Annotated in this window: 17 protein-coding genes; 10 read left to right on the top strand and 7 right to left on the bottom strand. The window is 62.2% G+C overall.

What is annotated here, in order from left to right; translation table 11 throughout:
- Positions 1 to 108 precede the first annotated feature (108 nt).
- From ACZ3GY_RS21385 to ACZ3GY_RS21365, 5 genes are read left to right on the top strand one after another with little or no spacing between them, the layout of a single operon-like run.
- Positions 109 to 1,098, top strand: coding sequence for a sulfonate ABC transporter substrate-binding protein (locus tag ACZ3GY_RS21385; protein WP_465911896.1), 990 nt, complete (start codon positions 109 to 111; stop codon positions 1,096 to 1,098).
- Positions 1,099 to 1,156: 58 nt separating this feature from the next.
- Positions 1,157 to 2,305: an FMNH2-dependent alkanesulfonate monooxygenase gene (gene ssuD, locus ACZ3GY_RS21380; protein ID WP_225835991.1), complete on the top strand. Its 1,149-nt coding sequence runs from the start codon at positions 1,157 to 1,159 to the stop codon at positions 2,303 to 2,305.
- A 54-nt stretch (positions 2,306 to 2,359) separates the two neighbouring features.
- Complete coding sequence (gene ssuC, locus ACZ3GY_RS21375; protein WP_225835989.1) at positions 2,360 to 3,154, top strand: aliphatic sulfonate ABC transporter permease SsuC; 795 nt, start codon at positions 2,360 to 2,362, stop codon at positions 3,152 to 3,154.
- Complete coding sequence (gene ssuB, locus ACZ3GY_RS21370; RefSeq protein WP_225835987.1) at positions 3,151 to 3,951, top strand: aliphatic sulfonates ABC transporter ATP-binding protein; 801 nt, start codon at positions 3,151 to 3,153, stop codon at positions 3,949 to 3,951. Before ssuC ends, ssuB begins: the two co-directional genes overlap by 4 nt.
- Positions 3,952 to 4,002: 51 nt before the next feature.
- A complete protein-coding gene (locus ACZ3GY_RS21365) occupies positions 4,003 to 4,218 on the top strand; it encodes a TOBE domain-containing protein (RefSeq protein WP_463563332.1) in 216 nt (71 codons plus the stop codon).
- Positions 4,219 to 4,481: 263 nt separating this feature from the next.
- Here the strand turns inward: ACZ3GY_RS21365 and ACZ3GY_RS21360 are convergent, their stop codons facing one another.
- Complete coding sequence (locus ACZ3GY_RS21360) at positions 4,482 to 6,008, bottom strand: AhpA/YtjB family protein (RefSeq protein ID WP_465911895.1); 1,527 nt, start codon at positions 6,006 to 6,008, stop codon at positions 4,482 to 4,484.
- Between the two features lie 179 nt (positions 6,009 to 6,187).
- Between ACZ3GY_RS21360 and serB the strand changes: the two genes are divergently transcribed.
- Complete coding sequence (gene serB / locus ACZ3GY_RS21355; RefSeq protein ID WP_465911894.1) at positions 6,188 to 7,402, top strand: phosphoserine phosphatase SerB; 1,215 nt, start codon at positions 6,188 to 6,190, stop codon at positions 7,400 to 7,402.
- Positions 7,403 to 7,439: 37 nt separating this feature from the next.
- On the opposite strand, the gene ACZ3GY_RS21350 is transcribed toward serB, so the two are convergent.
- From ACZ3GY_RS21350 to ACZ3GY_RS21330, 5 genes are all read right to left on the bottom strand, one after another.
- Positions 7,440 to 9,503: an EAL domain-containing protein gene (locus ACZ3GY_RS21350; protein WP_465911893.1), complete on the bottom strand. Its 2,064-nt coding sequence runs from the start codon at positions 9,501 to 9,503 to the stop codon at positions 7,440 to 7,442.
- Positions 9,504 to 9,566: 63 nt separating this feature from the next.
- Positions 9,567 to 11,369, bottom strand: coding sequence for a cyclic-di-GMP receptor FimW-related protein (locus tag ACZ3GY_RS21345; protein WP_465911892.1), 1,803 nt, complete (start codon positions 11,367 to 11,369; stop codon positions 9,567 to 9,569).
- A 130-nt stretch (positions 11,370 to 11,499) separates the two neighbouring features.
- Positions 11,500 to 12,357, bottom strand: coding sequence for an archaetidylserine decarboxylase (asd, locus tag ACZ3GY_RS21340; protein WP_465912008.1), 858 nt, complete (start codon positions 12,355 to 12,357; stop codon positions 11,500 to 11,502).
- A gap of 58 nt (positions 12,358 to 12,415) precedes the next feature.
- The gene (locus ACZ3GY_RS21335; protein ID WP_465911891.1) at positions 12,416 to 13,231 is read right to left on the bottom strand and encodes a rhodanese-like domain-containing protein; all 816 of its coding nucleotides are present in this window, start codon (positions 13,229 to 13,231) and stop codon (positions 12,416 to 12,418) included.
- 67 nt (positions 13,232 to 13,298) lie between these two features.
- Entirely contained in the window at positions 13,299 to 14,810 is a 1,512-nt protein-coding gene (locus ACZ3GY_RS21330) for an HDOD domain-containing protein (protein ID WP_465911890.1), read from the bottom strand.
- Between the two features lie 122 nt (positions 14,811 to 14,932).
- Here ACZ3GY_RS21330 and motA point away from each other — a divergent pair, with 122 nt between their 5' ends.
- Positions 14,933 to 15,784: a flagellar motor stator protein MotA gene (motA, locus tag ACZ3GY_RS21325; RefSeq protein ID WP_463563339.1), complete on the top strand. Its 852-nt coding sequence runs from the start codon at positions 14,933 to 14,935 to the stop codon at positions 15,782 to 15,784.
- Between the two features lie 5 nt (positions 15,785 to 15,789).
- Positions 15,790 to 16,812: a flagellar motor protein MotB gene (motB, locus tag ACZ3GY_RS21320; protein ID WP_465911889.1), complete on the top strand. Its 1,023-nt coding sequence runs from the start codon at positions 15,790 to 15,792 to the stop codon at positions 16,810 to 16,812.
- Positions 16,813 to 16,850: 38 nt separating this feature from the next.
- On the opposite strand, the gene rsgA is transcribed toward motB, so the two are convergent.
- Positions 16,851 to 17,882 (bottom strand): small ribosomal subunit biogenesis GTPase RsgA, encoded by a 1,032-nt coding sequence (rsgA, locus tag ACZ3GY_RS21315; RefSeq protein ID WP_225835972.1) that lies wholly within the window; start codon positions 17,880 to 17,882, stop codon positions 16,851 to 16,853.
- Positions 17,883 to 18,000: 118 nt separating this feature from the next.
- On the opposite strand from rsgA, the gene ACZ3GY_RS21310 reads away from it, so the two are divergent.
- Together ACZ3GY_RS21310 and orn are read left to right on the top strand one after the other, a co-directional pair.
- The gene (locus ACZ3GY_RS21310; RefSeq protein WP_465911888.1) at positions 18,001 to 18,816 is read left to right on the top strand and encodes a class I SAM-dependent methyltransferase; all 816 of its coding nucleotides are present in this window, start codon (positions 18,001 to 18,003) and stop codon (positions 18,814 to 18,816) included.
- A gap of 27 nt (positions 18,817 to 18,843) precedes the next feature.
- Positions 18,844 to 19,386 (top strand): oligoribonuclease, encoded by a 543-nt coding sequence (gene orn / locus ACZ3GY_RS21305; protein WP_465911887.1) that lies wholly within the window; start codon positions 18,844 to 18,846, stop codon positions 19,384 to 19,386.
- The last annotated feature ends 8 nt before the right edge of the window (positions 19,387 to 19,394 follow it).

The following is a 19,394-nucleotide window of genomic DNA, read 5'->3' as shown; positions in this document are numbered from 1 at the left end:
AGGATTCACACACATCATTCGCCTGGGTGAAGCTTCACCCGGCAACCACCTTACTAGCCCGACAACGAGGCAGCAGGTGGCCAAACACTCAATGCAGAGGAGAGCGCCATGCGCACTATCACTTTGCGTCGGAGTCTGGTCGCCTTGTTTGCCGCGGCCATTTCCTTCGGCGCCATTACCCAAGCTCAAGCCGAGACGCTACGGATCGGTTATCAGAAGTACGGCACCCTTGTGCTGCTCAAGGCCAAGGGCACCTTGGAGAAGCGTCTGGCCGACAAGGGCGTAGACGTCAAATGGACGGAGTTTCCGGGTGGCCCGCAATTGCTCGAAGGGCTCAACGTTGGCTCCGTGGATTTCGGCGTGACCGGTGAAACACCGCCCGTCTTCGCCCAGGCGGCCGGTGCCGATCTGCTCTACGTCGCCTACGAGCCGCCAGCGCCGCACAGCGAAGCGATTCTGGTGCCCAAGGATTCCCCGCTCAAGTCGGTCGCCGAGCTGAAGGGCAAGAAGGTCGCGCTGAACAAGGGCTCCAACGTGCATTACCTGCTGGTGCGTGCCCTGGAAGATGCCGGCCTGAAGTACAGCGATATCCAGCCCGTTTACCTGCCGCCGGCTGATGCCCGCGCTGCGTTCGAGCGCGGCAGTGTCGACGCCTGGGTCATCTGGGATCCCTTCCAGGCAGCCGCCGAACAGCAGCTGCAAGCCCGCACCCTGCGTGACGGTGAAGGCCTGGTCGACAACCACCAGTTCTACCTCGCCACCAAGCCTTACGCCGAGAAGAACCCGGAAATCCTCCAGGTGCTGATCGAAGAAGTCCGCGCCGTGGGCGAAGACTCCAAGGCCGATCCGGAAAAGGTTACCGACCAGGTCGCACCGCTGCTCGGTCTGCCGCGGGACATCACCTCCATCGCCGTGAAGCGTCAGGGCTACGGCGCTGCAGCGTTGACCCCGGAAGTGGTCGCGGCGCAGCAGAAGATCGCCGACACCTTCACCGAGCTGAAGCTGATCCCCAAGAAATTGAGCATCAAGGACGTGATCTGGACTCGGCCAGATGGACCTCCAGCGTCCCTCGCAGCCGCTCAGAAAGCCCAGCAGTAAGGCATTCAGCTGCGTGGTCACTGGCCACGCAGCGACCCAATCCCAAGGAGACCACTCCATGAGTCTGAACATTTTCTGGTTTCTGCCGACCCACGGTGACGGCCATTATCTCGGTACCTCGCAAGGGGCCCGTGCCGTTGACCACGGTTATCTGCAGCAAATCGCCCAGGCTGCCGACCGCCTCGGTTTCGGCGGCGTACTGATTCCCACCGGCCGTTCCTGCGAGGATTCCTGGCTGGTCGCCGCGTCGCTGATCCCGGTGACCCAACGCCTGAAATTCCTCGTTGCCCTGCGCCCGGGGATCATTTCCCCGACCGTGGCCGCGCGCCAGGCGGCGACGCTGGATCGTCTGTCCGGCGGCCGCGCGCTGTTCAACCTGGTCACCGGCGGTGATCCGGACGAACTGGCAGGCGACGGCCTGAACCTGTCCCACGCCGAACGTTACGAAGCGTCCGTTGAGTTCACCCGTATCTGGCGCCGTGTGCTGGAAGGCGAAGTGGTTGATTACGACGGCAAACATATTCAGGTGAAGGGCGCCAAGCTGCTTTACCCGCCGGTTCAGCAACCGCGTCCGCCGCTGTACTTCGGTGGCTCGTCCGAAGCTGCGCAGGATCTCGCCGCCGAACAGGTCGAGCTGTATCTGACCTGGGGCGAGCCTCCAGCTGCAGTGGCCGAGAAGATCGCTGCGGTGCGTGAGAAGGCCGCGGCCCAGGGCCGCGAAGTTCGCTTCGGTATTCGCCTGCACGTGATCGTCCGGGAAACCAACGAAGAGGCCTGGAAGGCCGCCGACAAGCTGATTGCCCATGTCGACGATGACACCATCGCCCGCGCCCAGGCTTCCCTGGCGCGCTTCGACTCGGTCGGTCAGCAACGCATGGCCGCTCTGCACGGCGGCAGCAAAGACAACCTGGAAGTGTCGCCCAACCTCTGGGCCGGCGTCGGCCTGGTGCGCGGTGGTGCCGGTACGGCGCTGGTCGGCGATGGCCCAACGGTCGCCGAGCGGGTCAAGGAGTACGCCGCACTGGGCATCGATACCTTCATCTTCTCCGGTTATCCACACCTCGAGGAATCCTACCGGGTCGCCGAGCTGCTGTTCCCGCATCTGGATGTGAATCGCCCTGCGCTGCCAGAAGGCGCGAATTACGTCAGCCCGTTCGGTGAAATGGTCGCCAACGACATCCTGCCCAAGGCGGCGTCGGCCAGTTGAAACACTGCCGGGCCTGGATGCCCGGCTATTCCGTGATGATTGTTGAGGTATGAAATGAGCAACACGTCTTTCCATAACCTGGCTCTGCGCCTGGCGCCCTGGGCTCTGCCCGTGGCGCTGCTGGTCGCCTGGCAAGGCTCGGTGGCCCTGGGGTTGCTGTCCACGCGCATTCTGCCGGCGCCCAGCGCGGTGTTCGAGGCGGGCTGGCAGCTGCTTTCCAGTGGCGAGATCTGGACCCACCTGGCGATCAGCGGCTGGCGTGCAGGGGTTGGTTTCGCCATTGGCGGCGGCATCGGCCTGGCGCTGGGTTTCATCACCGGCCTGTCGAAATGGGGCGAGCGCCTGATCGATAGCTCGGTGCAGATGATCCGTAACGTGCCGCACCTGGCGCTGATCCCGCTGGTGATCCTGTGGTTCGGCATCGATGAGAGCGCGAAGATTTTTCTGGTCGCCCTCGGCACGCTGTTCCCGATCTACCTGAATACCTACCACGGCATCCGCAACGTCGACCCGGCGCTGGTGGAGATGGCGCGCAGCTATGGTCTGTCCGGCTTCGCCCTGTTCCGTCAGGTGATCCTGCCCGGCGCGCTACCGTCGATTCTGGTCGGCGTGCGTTTCGCCCTCGGCCTGATGTGGCTGACCCTGATCGTCGCCGAAACTATCTCTGCCAGCAGCGGCATCGGTTACCTGGCGATGAACGCCCGTGAATTCCTGCAGACCGACGTGGTGGTGCTGGCAATCCTGCTGTACGCCGTACTCGGCAAGCTGGCCGACCTGGCTGCCCGTGGACTGGAACGTGCCTGGCTGCGCTGGCATCCGGCCTATCAAACCAAGGCAGGTGCCAAATGACCGCTTTGCATAGCCTCAATCGAGGCACGCCGTTGACCATTCGCGGCATTCAGAAATCCTTTGGCGAGCGCCAGGTACTCAAGGACATCGACCTGCGCATTCCTTCAGGTCAGTTCGTTGCCGTGGTTGGGCGTAGTGGTTGCGGCAAGAGCACCCTGCTGCGTCTGCTAGCCGGCCTCGACCAGCCTACTGGCGGTGAGCTGCTAGCCGGTAACGGCACATTGGCGGCGACCCGCGACGACACCCGCCTGATGTTTCAGGAGGCGCGTCTGCTGCCGTGGAAACGCGTGATCGACAACGTCGGCCTCGGCCTTACCGGTGACTGGCGGCCCAAGGCCCAGCAAGTGCTGGAGGCGGTCGGTCTGGGCGAGCGCGCCAATGAATGGCCAGCGGCACTGTCCGGTGGCCAGAAGCAACGCGTGGCCCTGGCCCGCGCACTGATTCATGAGCCGCGCCTGCTGCTGCTCGACGAGCCACTGGGGGCACTGGATGCCCTGACCCGTATCGAAATGCAGCAGTTGATCGAAGGCCTCTGGCAGAAGCACGGTTTTACTGTACTGCTGGTTACCCACGACGTCAGCGAAGCCGTCGCCACCGCTGACCGGGTCATTCTGATCGAAGACGGCCAGGTTGGTCTGGATCTGGACGTGAACCTGCCACGCCCCCGTAACAAGGGCTCGGCACGCCTCGCGTCGCTGGAGGCCGAGGTGCTCAATCGCGTTCTGCAATTGCCCGAGCTGCCACCGCAGCCCGACCCCGTATCACCGCTCCCGACGCAACTGCGCTGGGCGCTCTAACCCTGACTTCATGCCCCATTCGGGGCTACTTGCTACCCTAGGAGACTCACCATGACCATTAAAGCCATCAACGTCCGCAACCAGTTCAAAGGCACCATCAAGGAAATCGTCGAAGGCGACGTACTCTCGGAAATCGACGTGCAAACCGCCTCCGGTATCGTCACGTCAGTGATTACCACCCGTTCCGTGCGTGAGCTGGAACTGCGCGTAGGCAGCGAAGTGATCGCGTTCGTTAAGTCCACGGAGGTTTCCATCGCCAAGCTCTGATCGCTTCGCGTGGGAAAACGGCCGGCCTTGCGCCGGCCTTTTCATGGGGGCAACGCAATGCCGAGCGGCTGCTTCGTGGCGGGAGCGGACATAGAGCGCTGCTGCTTTTGTGGGAGCGGCTTTAGCCGCGAGCTCTTTGTTTGCCTTGATAAAAAGCTCGTGGCTAAAGCCCCTCCTACAAGTTACGCGAACGTTCGCTTCCACCACCTTGCGGTCGAACATGATGCGTCTGCAGGTGACGCGTAGCAGATTTGAGCAGGTGCCTAGCGCTCTTCGCGCAGCCGGGCCATTTGCCGCTCGAGCAGCGCAGGATACGGATCGAGCAGGCGCTCGACGCAGCTGGCGCCCTCGGGGCTGGCGATGGCGCGGATGCGGGCGCGCTGGCGCAACGTGGCATCTTCACCGACGCGACGTTCGACCAGCAGCAGGTTGCGGCTGTGCTGAGACAGGGCCAGGGCATCCTGTGCGGTTTCGCTGAGCAGCAGGTCGCCTTGACTGAGGCCCTGCAGGTCTTCGCCCAGGGTCAGGCCGAGTTGCAGGTGCAAGGTGATGCCACTGTCGGCAACCTCGATCTGCAAGGCATGGCCCAGCGCACGCAGCAGTTCACCGCAGCAGATGGCGTGGGTCAGGTAGTCGTCCCCGCTGTCCTGGTGATGGAACAGCATCAGGCTGCTGCCATCGTTGAGGGTGTACAGCTGGGCCTTGTAGAGCGTCGCGGCCTTGTCCAGGCAGTTACGGTAGCTTTCCAGCAGCTCCATCAGTCGCGTGCGCGGCAAACGACGCAGCTGTTCCTGGGCACCCAGCTGAACGGCCAGTACGGCACTTTTCTGTGGCGCTGCCGGCGGTTTCGCAGCGCTGGGAGCGGATGCTTCGTCGCTGTCGTATAGATCGGCGAAGGGATCATCGTCGGAATATTCGCTACGCTTGCGGCTCGGCGGGTCGTAATCGTCGGCATCGAAGCGGGTGTCGCGCAGGTCGCGGACTTCGAACTCGGGCTCGTCGTGATGATCGCTTTCGTCGTCATCCGTGTCATGCCGGAACTGCTCTTCCAGATCGTCGAGGTCTTCGAATTCAGGCTCTGGCTCGGGCTCTGGTTTTTCGGGGGCCAGGCGGGCTTGCAGCTGGCGCGCCAGGTCGCCGATCTCGTCCTGGCGATTGGCGCCTGGCGCGTAGTCATCAGGGTCACGCAGCCAGACGCGCATCTGCATCAATGGCGTGGAGATCTGTCGGCCAAGGCGCAGGCTCAGCGACAGTGTCAGGGCCAGCAGGATAAGGCTGAGAATGCCCATGCTCTGCAGGCTGATGGTCATCGGCTGCTCGAACTGCTGCATGTCCAGGCTGATGCGCAATTGCCCGGCCATCACCTCCTGAAAGGTGATGGGTGTCGAGTACAGCCCTTCGGTCTCGCCGAGCATGCTCTTGCTTGGGCGCGTGCCGGCTTCGGCGAGGATGCGGTTGTCGACGCTGTAGATGGCCGCATGGGCCACCAACGGATTCTTCACCAGGTTGTTGAGCAGCACGTTGAGGCTGAGGATGTCGTTGGACACCAGCAGCTCGGTCGCCGAGGCTGCCGTCTGCGTGATAAGGCTGCTGCCCAGTGCTTCGGCCTGCTGCTGCATGGCCTGCTTGAACTGCATGCCGATCACCCAGGCATAGATCACCAGCGCCATGGCCACCAGCAGCAAGCTGTGACTGACGATGCGCAATGCCAGCGGCACGCGACGTTGGCGCAGTGCACGGAAAAGCAAAAGGAAGAAGTTGTCGGGTTTTACGGGGGCGGGCCGGTTCACAGAGCTCGGCTCTCGTTGACTGGAGTGGCGCGCAGTATAACGAGCGACCCGCACAGGGCAAAGCGCCGAGCGTGTTCGGGACGCATTGAAAGTGGTTAGAATGTGTCCTTTTTCACCGGCCCTGCTGCACATCGCCGTTCGGCAGGCCGTTCATAGTCCTGCGAGCCCCGGAGTACGCCTTGCGCGAAATCGTCCTGATCAACATTACCGGCGAAGATCGCCCCGGCCTCACGGCTGCCATTACCGGTGTATTGGCCCAAGGTGGCGTGAATATCCTCGACATCGGCCAGGCGGTTATCCACGACACCCTGTCGTTCGGCATCCTGGTGGAAATCCCCGACACCGAGCGCGCGTCCTCGGTGCTCAAGGACATCCTCTTCACGGCTTACAAGCTCGACCAGCAGGTGCGTTTCACGCCGGTCTCGGAAGACGATTACCAGAACTGGGTCGCCGGCCAGGGCAAGGCACGCCACAGCGTGACGCTGCTGACGCGTAAGGTCACTGCCGAGCAGTTGCAGCGCGTCAGCGCGATCACCGCCAGGTACGAGCTGAACATCGACCATATCGACCGACTGTCCGGGCGCATGCCGCTGGACATGCCGGTCGAGCAGGGCAAGGGTTGCATCGAGTTCTCGGTACGTGGCGAGCCGAGTGATCCGGCCGCTCTGCGCGCCGAATTCCTCAGCGTTGCGCAGGAGTTGAACGTCGATATCGCCTTCCAGGCCGATTCACTGTTCCGCCGTAATCGTCGCCTGGCCGTGTTCGACATGGATTCCACCTTGATCGAGGCGGAAGTGATCGACGAGTTGGCCAAGGCCGCTGGCGTCGGTGAGCAGGTATCGGAAATCACCGAGCGGGCCATGCGTGGCGAGCTGGATTTCCGCGCCAGCTTCAAGGAGCGTCTGGCGCTGTTGAAGGGCCTGGATGTTGGCGTGCTGGACGAAATCGGCGCGTCGCTGCGCCTGACCGAAGGCGCGGAGAACCTGTTCGCCGAGCTCAAGCGCCTGGGTTACAAGACGGCCATTCTGTCCGGTGGCTTCACCTATTTCGCCAAGCAGTTGCAGGCCAAGCTGGGTATCGACTATGTGTTTGCCAACGAGCTGGAAGTGATCGACGGCAAGGTAACCGGTGTCGCCATCGAGCCTATCGTCGATGCGCAGCGCAAAGCCGACTTGCTCCGCGAGCTGGCGCACAAGGAAGGTTTGCGTCTGGAGCAGACCATCGCTGTCGGCGATGGCGCCAACGACCTGCCTATGCTGGCTATCGCTGGGCTGGGGGTGGCATTCCGTGCCAAGCCGCTGGTCAAGCAGTCTGCCAAACAGGCGATTTCTACCCTGGGCCTGGATGGCCTGCTTTACCTGTTGGGGTTCCGCGACCGCGACGGTCAGGCCTGATACAGCTGCAACGGGGCAGTCAATCTGCCCCGTTGGCTCAATCGTCTGACGAGAAGTTGTAGTTCATCGACTGACTTGGGCCCTGCAGGTAATACCCCTGGATATAGTTCGTGCCGGCCTGCCAAAGGGTCGCCAGTATGCTCGCCGATTCCACGAATGGAACGATGGTCAGCTTGGCCTGGCTGTGCAGGCTCGCCAGCATGACTTTCAGGGCTTCCTGATTGGCCGGGTCGGTCAGATCCTTGGAGAAGGAGCCGTCGACTTTGACGAAGTCTACGGGCAGATGCCTGAGCGTATTGAACGGGTTCAGCGCACAGCCGAACTGGCTCAGGGCGATATGGCAGTGCAGATCCTTGAGGCCCTGAGCCAGTACTTTTACCTGTTTAAGGTAAGCGATGGCGTCGGGTTCGCTGAACTGGAACACCAGTGCATCGGAAGGCAAGCGCGCGGCTTTCAGAGCAACGCTGAGCCAGGGCAGCAGTGTCTGATCCTGCAGGCTGGCACTCGATAGATGGACGAATAGCCGTGTCGCGTGACCTTTGGAGCGGTGATCGGCAAGCAGTTTGATCGAGCTGAGAATCACCCAGCGATCGATCTTCTCACCCATCCCGGCTTCCCTGGCCACCGCGAGGAATTCCCCAGGCGGAACTTCCTGCCCTGACGGGCTGAGCAGGCGCAACAGCACTTCATAGTGTTCGTGTTCATCACCACGCAGGCTGATGACCGGCTGGAACAACAGGCGGAAGCTGTTTTTCTCCAGCGCCTGCTGCACCATGGCCACGACGCTGCCGCGGCTGGCTGCGGCTGCCAGCTCCTCGGCAGGGTCGAACAGCTTGAGTGTGCCTGGCTCGTCGAGTTCATCGGCGCAGCGCTGGGCGCGGTCGATCACTTCTCCGGCCTTGGGCGTGGTTTCGTTGAGACCAGCGACGCCGATTGACAGGGTGGTCTGCGCAGTTCGTCCGTTGATATCGAACAGGTGCGCCTCGGTTTTTTTCAACAGGCCTTCGAGTTGTGGACGCTGTTGCTGCGGCGACATGCCTGTCTGCAAAACGGCGAACACATCGTCACCGAAGCGCGCCAGGTGTGCATCCTGCGGGAAATACGCGCGCAGCAGCGTGGCCAGATCGGTAAGCAGCAGGTCGATGGCGCCGAGGCCCATTTCAGCGAGCAGTGCGGCGTAACGGTCGACGCGGATGTAGGCCAGGCTCGCCGGTTGCTCGTCATTGACGGCGCGGTGTGCTGCGGCATCCATCAACTCGATGAAGTGGGCGCGGTTATACAGGCCGGTAACCAGATCCTGGCTGCTGATTTCTCGCAGCTTCTCTTCCAGTTCTGCGTTGCCGGTTTCGGCACGAATCACCATCTGGATGCAGGGTTCGCCATCGTACGCTGCTGGAGACAGGGCGATACGTGCCGAGAAGGTGCTCTCGTCGGTGCGTACGCCTGCACAGGCCAGCTCGTTGTTGTCCTGATGCTGGTGATTTTTCAGGAAGTCCTTGAAGGCGCTCTGGTCGGAGCCGCCGATCAGGTCGATCATCGGCAGGCCTTCCAGTTCTTCGGCGTCGTCGAAACCGAACAACTCGAGATAGGCGCGGTTGGCATAGATATGCATGCCGTCGTGCACGTAGGCGATGGCATCGACCGAGCTGTCGAGCAGCAGTTGGCAGCGTTTCTCCGCTTCGCGCAGGGCGACCTCGGCGGCGCGGCGCGCGCGGCGCTCTTCGAGGTTGACCAGTTCACGGCGTGCTACTAGCACCAGGCGCTCATCTTCACCCTGCGGCAGGGCATCCTGGGCGCCGAGCATGAGTGCTTCGGTGACGCTGTCGGGCTCGTTGTCGGCGAGTAGCAGGATGACCGGAATGTCCTTACCTTCACGACGAATGGAGGCGAGCGCTTCATGAGGCTCCAGGCATTCGCTGACTGGTGCGCAGATCAGCAGATCCCAGTTGTTCTTGAGGGCTTCGAGCAGGTCTTCGCTGGAGCTCAGGCGATGGACGCGGGTGGCATTGCCAGCATTGCGGAACAGGCTGACGAGACGCTCGGCCTCGTTCTGCGAGTCTTCGAGAATCAGCAGGCGGATGGTTTTCTTTTCGATGGCCATTAGCGAGGTCGAATCTGCGATAAAACAGCAGAAGAAGGCGGTAAATAAAGGGTTTCCGGCAATCTACAGCGACTTCCAGAGTGAGTCAAAGTCTTCCTCCCCGGCCGGCCGGTGGGTTCCGGAGGCTGTGACAGAGGTCGCGTGATCCGCACTTTTTTGCTCGAGATCGTGGTATTCGAACTGGCTGAAACTGCCGGTGCTTGTCTGCTTCTGGCTCAGCACTGCGCGGCGTTCCTGGCCGTTGATATTGATCAGTACTTTGCTGCCTTCCTGGAAGGGCAGGCGCGGGGTGATCAGCGTTGCCGGACGGGAAATGGCGGAGATTTCAGGCAATAGCAGGGCGCGCAGGTACTGGCTGTTCTGCTCGGCCTTGCGAACCAATTGCAGGCCGCAGGGCTGCGCATGCGGGGCAACCAGCTCGATGCCCATCTGCGTGCCGCCGCCACGCACCTGACGAATCCAGCGCACCACCGCGACGCTCCAGCTCTGCTGGGGGTTGTCGCGGATGCCCAGCAGTTCACCGGCCTGCAGCTGGTTGGGAACCTCTTTGGGCCAGGAGAGGCAGTAACCGCCCGGGCTATGGTTGACGATCGACAAGGCGTAGTTGGGATAGTTTTCGCCTGCGCCCGACTCCGCCTGTTCCTGCTCGCCGGCGGGCTTGGGGTATTCGATTTCTTCGAACGGTAAGCCGTTTTCCCAATCGTTGCTTCGCTGGGCGTCGTGTGCGCCGGCCCAGATATCGGGTTCACCGCTGAGCGGTTTGAACGACGCGATGGTGTCTCTCTGCTGCTTGAGTATCTCGCTGAACACCCGGCCATTGGCCAGGTAGTAGTTCAGTGCGCTCATGCCAATGCACAAGGTCATGCTGCCCGTGCCCTGGGTGCGCTGGAAGGTGCGTTCGGAAATGTCACCCCAGGCAGCAGCGGCGTGTTGCAGCATGTCGGTGGTGAAACCATCCGGTACGTGCAAGCGGGACTGGGCTCGCTCCTCGGGCAGCAGTTGCAGATGATCCTTGATGGTGTCGACCAGTGGCGTCGGGTCGATACCCAGCGCGCCCAGTAGTTCGCTCGGCTGGAACAGCGAGGTATAGCGCGGCGGCCCATCCAGTTGCGGCGCCACCGCGAAGATGCTCGAAGGGTGACCACCTGCTTGCAGATTAACCAGTGTACTCCAGGGCTCCAGCGCCTCGGCCAGGCGGGCGATGGCGCTTTGGCGCATCTGGTTGCAGCGTGAACAGCCAATCAGCAGGGCGACGATGTAGCCTTGCTCGGCACTTAACCCCTTGGTGTGTCGGGCCAGAGGATCGCGGATCACCACTTTGTGAAGATCTTGTTGGCGAGCGATCAGGTAGATCTGGTGCAGCTCCAGCCACAATCCCTCAGGTACCGGGCAATACAGCTGGCTGGTACGAATCAGTGGTCCGTTGAGGCTGTGGACAGCGCGCTGCAGTGCAGTGCCGAGCAGTTGGTTGCGTTCGCGGCTCGGCTGCGAAACCAACTGCGAAATAATCAGTTTGTAACCGATCGCCAAATGGTTCTGCAGGGCCTGGCACAGATTGGCCACTTTGCGCGGGCGTTCGTCGAGGACGATAGCCTGGTTGAGGAAGTGGCGCTCCAAGTGCTGACAGACGAAATACACCTCGGGGCGCAAGAGCTCCAGCAACTGCAGGCGGTTATCCGAGGGCGTCAGCAGCTGATTGAGCTCAATCAGCGCTTGATACAACTGACGTGCGGTTTCGCCAATGTTGGCCTTGGGCAGGCCGGCAATCCAGCGTTTTAGGTCGCGTGGCGTGGCATCGCAGAAAGTCAGGCCCTGCTTGGTCGGCGTCGGGACGCGGAGCAAAAGGTGGGGGCTCTGTTTATCCATCTAACTTCTGTACTCCAGCGCCAGCTTGCGAGCGAATCGTTCGGTCATCGTGAGGCGACTCTAGCAGCATCTGGCCATCGTCGCAGCCTTTGCGCCACTGATGGCAAAGGCTGCAGGCCGCGTTGCAGATTCACTGGCCGAGCAATTGGCCCATGCGTACCGGGCTATTTGCACCCAGTTCCTCGGCCCATTTCACTTGCTCTGGGCCAAACAGCACGATGGCGGTGGAGCCGAGCTTGAAGCGGCCCAGCTCCGCGCCTTTCTCGAGGCTGATCGGTGCCCGGGCGGCCTCGTCGTAGCGCACGGTCTTCAGTTCCCGCTTGGGCGGCGTAATCAGGCCGGCCCAGACGGTTTCGATGGAGGCGACGATCATCGCGCCAACCAGTACCACGGCCATGGGGCCGCGCTCGGTGTCGAACAGACAGACCACGCGTTCGTTGCGGGCGAACAGCTCGGGAACGTTTTCGGCGGTGGTCTGGTTCACCGAGAACAGGCGGCCAGGTACGTAGATCATCTCCTTGAGGGTGCCGGCCAGCGGCATATGCACGCGGTGGTAGTCCTTGGGAGACAGATACACGGTGGCGAAGTCGCCGCCCATGAAGGGCGCGGCGCGCTCGCTGTCACCGCCCAGCAGCTCGGTCACGCTGTAGCTGTGGCCCTTGGCCTGGAATACGCGGCCATGCTCGATGCGGCCAAGCTGGCTGATGGCACCGTCGGCGGGGCAGAGTACCGCGCCGGGCAGGTTGTCCAGCGGGCGCGCACCCTCTTTCAGGGCGCGGGTGAAGAATGCGTTGAAGTGCTCGAATGCGGTCGGATCCTCGACCTGCGCCTCGCTCATGTCGACCTGATACTGCTTGGCGAACCAGGTGATCAGGCGATTCTTGAACCAGGGTGCGCGGCATTCGGCTGCGCAGCCGATCAGGCGCGACAGCAGGTGATGCGGAGTCAGGTACTGGCTGAGGATAAACAGGCGTTCTTTCATCTTTATTCCTTGGCAGCCCGGCATCTCTTGCCGGGCGAATTACAAGTGGACAGTCAAGTCGCACTCACTGTTCGACAGGTGTATCGGAAAGATTGCCCCATTCACTCCACGAGCCGGCATAGGCCTTGACCCGGGGATAGCCCAGAGCCTTGGCGACCACGTAGGTGAAGCCGGAGCGGCGATGGCTCTGGCAGTGGGTGATGATTTCCTTGTCAGTGCTCAGGCCCAGCTGGTTCAGCTGCTGGCCGATATCCTCACGGATGCGCAGGCCGCGGGCGGGATCCATGCCGGCTGTCCACTCGAAGTGGATGGCGCCGGGGATATGCCCGCCCCTGGCCGCCAGCACCTTCTCGCCGCGGTACTCATCCAGCGAACGGGCATCCCAGATGGCCAGGTCGTCGGCGCCCAGGCGCGACTTCAGGTAATCGAGGCTGGCCGTTGGCTCGTCACTCAGCGACAGCTGCACCGGTGTGTTTTTCGGCTCGGGGATATTCTGATCAAGCGGACGCTGCTCAGCCTCCCAGGCGGTCAGGCCACCGTTGAGAAAGTGATAGCGCGGGTGGCCGATGACATCCAGCAGCCAGATGAAGCGCCCGGCCCAACCACCGCCTTCATCGTCGTACACCACATAGGTGGCATCTGGGTGATGGCCAAGCTCGCTGAACAACTGCTCCAGTGCCGCCTGCCCAGGCTGCAGGCCGGGGGCTGGCGGTTTACCCAGTTGAGTACGTTTGGGGTCGACGAAGTGGGCGCCGGGAATATGTCCAGCCTGGTAACGGGCGCTGCTGCTCAGGTCGACCAGAATCAGGCTCGGCTCTTCCAGTCGCGTCGCGAGATCCGCAGGTTCGATGACCAGCGGCAGTTCGTCGAAGGCAGTCATGCAGGCCTCTGTTGATGAAAATAAGAGTGCGATTGTAGCGCAGGCAAGTCAGCGAGAAACCCGTCACTCAGCGGTTACGTTTGCTGAACGTGTCCAGGGCGCGCTCGATGCATTGCGCGGTCTTGGCGAAGGCTTGCAGAACGGTATCGCTGATCGGTTTGCCGTGCAGGTCGGCGAACAGAATCATCACCACCCGATCATTGCTGGCTAGTGATCGGATCAGCAGGTGCTCACTGGGTATTAGAGCTTTCAGGTTGCCAGGGAGCAGGGCAGAGAACTGGGCAATATTGGCGGGTGTCAGGCGCAGTTGCGCCGGCGCCTGGAGCAGGCGACGCAGCACCTGGCTTTGCCCCGGGTCGAGCGTCAGGCCGCTGGCGCTGGCATCGACGCCTGCATGTTGCTGCACCTGCAGGCGGCTATGGCTGCGGTCGGCGAGCAGCAGGATTTGGCGCGATAGACCGGTCGCTTGCAGCGCCCCATGGGCGCAACGGGTGAGCTGTTCCACGTTGCTGAACGCCGTTGGCTGGGTGAGCAGTTGGGTACACAGCTGGCGCCAGTCGCCGGTTTGCGGTGTGGGCGCCGGTTTGGGGGGCTGGAAGTGCCGTGCATGCCAAGGCCACAGCAACGCTTCGGCGGGGTGCCAAAGACCAGTGGTGTCTACCTGTCGCGCGCTGTGTGCTGCATTCTGGTGAATGTGCTGATGCAGCTCCGCAAGTGGCATTTGCAGGTACAGGCTATTGAGCGTTTGCCAGCGCCGGGTGTGTCTGCCGCTCCAGGCGTTGTGCGCCGAGACGGCCAATACGTTGGCCAGTAAGATGCTGTTGGCCGGTTGCATGAGCCAGCGTTGCAGGGGCGGATCGCTGTCCAGCTGCTGCTGTTGGCGTAGGGGATCATCGTGCAGGCGCGCCAGGCGTAGCGCCCTGGCCAGTAGGCGCCGGTCGCTGATCAGCAGCTGATAGCCCTGAATGATCCAGGCAGGCAGACGCCAGTGCTCAGCCAGTGCCAGGCACAATTCAAAGAGGGAAATACCCAGCAGGTCGCGTTCGACCCGTGCAGGTCGCTCGCCTTTGATCAGCACGCGTTGCTCCCAGGTTTCGAACAGCTGGGGATGAGCCGCCAGCAATGCCCACACCGGCGAGAGAAACAACAAGCTGCCCCAGTGGATTTCCTGCCACAGGCGGGCGAGGCGTGCGGCGAACAGGCCATTGGCCTGCTGCGCGGCGTGCTGGCTGATCAGCTGGATCTGGCGAAGCGGCTGAGGAATGTCTGTGATCGCCTTGGCCGGTATGCGCATCAGCAGTTCTTCGGCGCGCTTGAGGCCGAGGCGATTGAGCGCGGTTTCCAGGCTTTCCGCCGCTTCACCCATGCTGCTGCTCTTGCGATTGGTTTCACGCAATACGCTGAGCACCAATGCCGGGCTGTCCTGCATCAGGTCGGCGATCTCGCGTAGCGAGCGGCGGCTATCGCTCAGTGCGCGGCGTACCTGCTGGTGATGCTGAGTCGGGATAGGCAGTACTTGGCCATCCAACTGCTTGAGCCAGGCATCGAGGGTGCGGGGTAACGGCGTGCTTGCGACCATGGGGATATGCCAAAATGGCTTTTTTTAGACTTAACTGACTATAGTCTCGCCCATCTCTTCCGATAAGTAGAAGGGGTGTTTCGCGCGACCTCCCTTTCTTTTCACTTTTTTAAGTTTTCTTTATGGCCAAAATCATCGGCATCATCGTTGTCTTCGCCTGCGTCTTCGGCGGTTTCGTCGCGTCTGGCGGCAAGCTCATGGCGCTGGTGCACCCTTTCGAGGTGCTGATCATCGGCGGGGCCGCGCTAGGCGCGTTCCTGCAGGCCAATCCGGGCAGTATGTTCATGATCGTCCTCAAGAAATCATTGAAGATGTTCAAGTCCAGGTTCACTCACGACTACTACCTGGAAGTACTGCGCCTGCTCTATGAAATTCTCAACAAGGCGCGCCGCGAGGGGATGATGGCCATCGAGGCCGATCTCGAGGATCCCGCAGCTAGCCCGATCTTCAGCAAGTACCCGGCGGTGCTGGGCGATGAACGCATGGTCGCCTTCATCTGCGACTACCTGCGCATCATGTCCTCGGGCAACATGGCGCCTCACGAGCTTGAAGGCCTGTTCGACATGGAGCTGGTTGGCCTCAAGGAGGAACTCGATCATCCCGCCCACGCCGTGGCGAAGATCGCCGACGGTATGCCGGCCATGGGTATCGTGGCCGCGGTACTGGGTATCGTGATCACCATGTCGATTCTTGCCGAGGCGGATAACGCGCAGATCGGCGAGAAGGTCGGCACGGCGCTGGTTGGTACCTTTCTCGGGATTCTCGCTTCCTATGGCTTTTTCGGCCCACTGGCCGCCGCGCTCGAGCACGATGCCAAGGAAGAACTGAACGTCTACGAGGCCATCAAGGCCGGCCTGGTCGCCTCTGCGTCCGGAATGCCGCCGTCGCTGGCGGTGGAGTTCTCGCGCAAGACCCTCTACCCGGCGCACCGCCCAAGCTTCAGCGAGCTTGAACAGGCAATGCGCGGGAACTAAGCACCATGGAAAACAACCAGCCGATTATCGTCAAGCGGGTCAAGAAGGTCGCCGGGGGCCACCATGGTGGTGCCTGGAAAATCGCCTTCGCCGACTTCGCCACGGCGATGATGGCCTTCTTCATGGTGATGTGGCTGATGTCCTCGGCCACGCCCGAGCAGAAAAAGCTGATTTCCGGCTACTTCAAGGATCCCATCGGCTTCTCCGAAAGTGCCAGCCCCTACGTGATCGACCTCGGAGGCTCACCGACTCCTTCGCCGGATCGCACCCTCAACGAACAGCCCCAGGAGTCGCCGGGGGACGAAGCGGACACTGACCCCAAGGATCCGGCCGAGCTGGACGCCGAGCAGGCCGAGGCCAAGGCCGAAGAGGTGGAGCGCGAGCGTCTGGAACTGCTGCTGCAGGAGCTGCAGAACAAGGTCGAGCAGGATCCGCAGTTGCAGCGCTTCAAGGATCAGATTCTGTTCGAAATCACCCAGGACGGTTTGCGCATTCAGATCGTCGATGCCGAGAATCGGCCGATGTTCGCCCTGGGCAGCGCCCAGTTACAGCCCTATTTCGAGGACATCCTGTTCGCACTGACCGACACCATCAAGGCCGTGCCGAACAAGATCAGCGTCAGTGGCCATACCGATGCCAAGCCTTTCGCCGGCGCTGGCGGCTTCGGCAACTGGGAGCTGTCGGCCAACCGCGCCAACGCCGCGCGTCGGGTGTTGACCGCTGCGGGATACGACGATGCCCAGGTGGCGCGAGTGGTCGGTTATGCGTCTTCGGCACTGTTCGACCGTGACGACCCCTTGAACCCGGTCAACCGCCGCATCGATATCGTGGTGCTGACCAAAAAGGCACAACGCAATATCGAAGGGGAGCAGGGCGGCGGCGAACTGGCGCCCGATCAGGCTCCCGACGCTCCTGCGGGCGGTAGTGGTGGCGCGCCAGCGGCCGAACCGTTATCTAACGAGCAGATGCGCGAGCGGCTGAATATCTTCGAGGACGGTACGTTGCAGATGGATCAGCCGAGCGAGTAATGAGGTCACGCGCTCGACTAGGATCGGTCGGCGATGACTCAGTATTCCGACTCCGGCAGGCTGGCCAGAATGTGTCGGTAGCTGTTCATTCGTTGCGGTTGAATGCGGCCATCCTCCAGCGCCTTGAGTAGCGCGCAGCCAGGCTCGCGGTCGTGCTTGCAGTCGCGGAAGCGGCAATGGCCGAGCAGCTCGGCAAACTCGATGAAGCCTGCCTCCACGTCATCTCGGCTGACATGCACCAGACCGAACTCACGGATACCCGGTGAGTCGATCAACTGGCCGCCACCGGGGAAATGGAACAGCCGTGCCGTGGTGGTGGTGTGCGTGCCCTTGCCGGTCAGCTCGGACAGCGGGCCCACTCGGGTATCGACGCCCGGCAGCAGGCTATTGACCAGCGACGACTTGCCCACACCGGACTGGCCGACGAATACGCTGATATTGCCATCGAGCTGCTGCTTGAGCTGCTCCATGCCATCACCTTCCAGGGCGGACACTTCCAGCAGCGGGTAACCCAACTGGCGGTACACGCCGAGCAGTGCGTTCAGCGCCGTTTCGTTCTGCGCATCGATCAGATCGGCCTTGTTGAGCAGCAGCAGTGGGCGGATGCCGGCATGCTCGGCCGCAACCAGATATCGGTCGATCAGGTTGGCGTGAGGCTCGGGCAACGGTGCGAAGACGATGACGATCAGGTCGACGTTGGCCGCTACCGGCTTCAGCTGGCCACGGGTATCCGGGCGACACAGCTCGGTGTCGCGCGGCAGCTGGGCGACGATCACGCCAATACCCTGATTGCCTGGGCGCCACACCACGCGGTCGCCGGTCACCAGGGTCGGCAGGTTGGCGCGCAGGTGGCAGCGGAATATCTGGCCTGACAGCTCGCCGTCCGTGGCCTCGACTTCTACCTGCACACCGAAGTGAGCGATCACCAAGCCGGTCTGTTCCGGGCCCAGGTCGCCGCCTTCCAGAGTTTCCACCACGCGGGATTCGCGTTTGGCCGCACGTGCGGCACGTTCACCCTGGATCTTTTCGATGCGCCAGTTTTGCCGGCGGTTGAGTTGGCGTTTGGCCATGGGGCTTCCGAGTTTGTGATGCGCTGAAAATGGAGGCGAGTCTAGCATGCCGGCGAAGGCGGCAATTTGCTGATGCTGGCGCTAAACTGGTCGTCCATCTTTGACTGAGCCTCTGGGCATGGCTGCTCTCTATCGCGCGCTGTATGGATTGGGTGAGCGCTACCCAGCGTTGCTGGCATTGCTGATCCAGCTTGTCGTCACCCTGTGCATGGGGCTGGCGATCGTCGCTGTCGCGCACATGTCCAGTTGGCGACCGAGTCCGCTGGCGGCTGGTCTGCTACATGGCCTGCTGTCGGCCTGCTTGGCTCGGTGGTTTGGGCTGTCGCGCTGGTGGTGGTGGCTGAACCTGGTGTTCGTGCCGGCTCTGCTGCTGGCCAGTGGTGCACCGTTGCCGTCATGGCTGTTCCTGCTCGGTTTCCTGCTGCTGTTGCTGCTCAACTGGAACAGTTTCGGGGAGCGCGTGCCGCTGTACCTCACTGGCGCCGGTAGCCGCCGCGAGCTGGCGCGGTTGCTGAAGGAGCGCGGCGAGCGCTTCGCGTTCGTCGATCTCGGCTGTGGCCCGGCGGGCCCCCTGTTATGGCTGGCGCGACGTTTTCCTCAGGCCCAGTTCACTGGCGTGGAGACCGCGCCGCTGTCTTATGCCATCGCCTGGCTGCGCAGCATCGGTCAGCGCAATTGCCGGATTCGTTACCAGAACCTCTGGCGCAGCGACCTTGCGGCCATCGATGTTGCTTACTGCTTCCTGTCCCCGGCGCCCATGCAGGCGCTCTGGGACAAGGCCCGGCTCGAGCTGCCAGCAGGTGCCTGGCTGATCAGCAACACTTTCGAGATCCCCAGTGTGGCCCCGCAGCGTGTGGTGGAGTTGAAGGATTGGCGTGATTCGCGCCTGCTGCTCTGGGAGATCGACGACGCGCAGGGCGCGACGATTAGCTAGAATGGCGGCACTACAGAGGAGCGCAGCATGCAGAATCCACAGAACCTGATCTGGATCGACCTGGAGATGACCGGTCTCGACCCCGAGACGGACGTCATCATCGAAATGGCCACCATCGTCACCGATACCGAACTCAACGTGCTGGCCGAAGGCCCGGTGATTGCCGTGCACCAGAGCGATGATCGCCTGGCCGCCATGGACGAATGGAACACGCGCACCCATGGCGAAAGTGGTCTCACCCAGCGGGTTCGCGAGAGCCGTATCAGCCAGGCCGAGGCGGAAGCGCAGACCATCGCTTTCCTGGAAAAGTGGGTGCCGAAGGGTAAGTCGCCGATCTGCGGCAACAGCATCGGGCAGGATCGCCGCTTCCTCTACCGCTACATGCCAACGCTGGAAGCCTACTTCCACTACCGCTACCTGGATGTCTCTACCCTGAAGATTCTCGCCGAGCGCTGGGCGCCTGGGGTCAAGGATGGCTTCGTGAAAACCGGTACGCATCAGGCGCTGGACGACATTCGTGAGTCGATCGCCGAGCTCAAGTACTACCGTCAGCACCTGCTCAAGGTTTGAGGAGCGCA

It is taken from the genome of Pseudomonas sp. PME37.24/006 (genome assembly GCF_055556635.1).
The sequence above is the reverse complement of the archived record's forward strand: the minus strand, read 5'-3'. Positions and strand labels throughout refer to the sequence as shown.